Annotated in this window: 2 protein-coding genes; one reads left to right on the top strand and one right to left on the bottom strand. The window is 68.3% G+C overall.

Features of this window, described 5'->3' with window-relative positions; translation table 11 throughout:
- The coding region (locus tag ABWI07_RS44290; RefSeq protein ID WP_353822226.1) for a hypothetical protein at positions 1-381 on the bottom strand (381 nt) is incomplete at its 3' end.
- Positions 382-473: 92 nt separating this feature from the next.
- On the opposite strand from ABWI07_RS44290, the gene ABWI07_RS44285 reads away from it, so the two are divergent.
- Positions 474-1,034 carry a hypothetical protein gene (locus ABWI07_RS44285; RefSeq protein ID WP_242432145.1) on the top strand — a complete coding sequence of 187 codons (561 nt, stop codon included), beginning with the start codon at positions 474-476 and terminating at the stop codon, positions 1,032-1,034.
- Positions 1,035-1,117: the final 83 nt, after the last annotated feature.

The raw sequence follows: 1,117 nt of genomic DNA, 5'->3' as shown, positions 1-1,117 counted from the left end.
GTCGTACGGGATCCCGTCGTGGGCTTTGTGGCGGGCCAGCCCGAACATCCACGACACCAGTCGGCGCCGCCAGTCGACGCGCTGCCACTCCTCCGGGTCGCTTTGTCCGAAGTCGCGGTACGCGGGCAGTTGGACGTCGACAACGTCGTCCAGGTCCAGGCGCAGCTCCGCGAATGCCTGCCCGGCCCGCCGGATGTCCCGCTCGTCATACATCCAGCGCGCCTTGTGCTTGTAGCAGCGCACGGCTATGTCGCCGAAGAAAACGTGGCCGTGCTGCGCCAGTCCCGGCATGTGGAGGAGCTCGTCAGGGTCCAGCGGCACCGTGGCGCTCTGCGTCAGGTCCGCGAAGAGGGAGCGCGCGTACTCCCGGCTGATCGGCATAAACCGGATAGTGACAGCAGCCACTGACAACGCCCTGCGTGCACAGTTCAGTTCGGCTGAGAGGAGCGGGGGAGCTCCCCTACGCTGTGGTCGTGCGGAACACGAAGGCGTTCAAGGAAGCCGTTGCCCAGACCCTGGCGGAGCTCGCCCACCAGGGCGTGACGCTCGCCCCGGCGACCGTTGAGGACACCATTGAGAAGAACGTCCGCACGGCGGCCGACCGCCTCGGTATCCAGGTGCGGTCGGCCTGGCGGTACTTCGACGCGGCCGCGCTCGCCGCTCGCCTCGCGGACAGCTCGCGCAGCTTCGAGGAGAGCAGCACCCGCAAGGGTGCGGGCCAGGCGCCGATGCCGCCGGTGGACAATCCCGAGCTCGCGCTGATCCTCGCCGGCGTTCCCAACGCCCTCGCGCAGACCGGCGGCGACCTGTACGGCGTCATCGTCAACGTGGCAGTCAACGCCTGGATCGCCGGCCACATCCACGGTGAGGACGGCTGCGACGGGTGCGAGGAAAGCCGCGGACCGTCCGGCCACGACTGGGAAGACCGGATGCGCGTCATCACCGAGATGCAGCCGGACATCAGCAAGTGGTTCGATCGGAACGTGTGGACCCGCGCGGTCAACGACACCGGCTTCACCGTCACCCGCAGCTGATCACCCCATTCCGCCGCGCGGGTCTACTCTTCGCCGTCGAAGCCGTGGTCGAAGCCCTTCAGTACCGGGTCCAGTTCGGCGGC

This window comes from Actinomadura sp. NPDC000600 (assembly GCF_040492135.1).
Lineage (GTDB): Bacteria > Actinomycetota > Actinomycetes > Streptosporangiales > Streptosporangiaceae > Spirillospora.
Note: the sequence above shows the minus strand (reverse complement) of the source record. Positions and strands in the feature narration are given on the sequence as shown.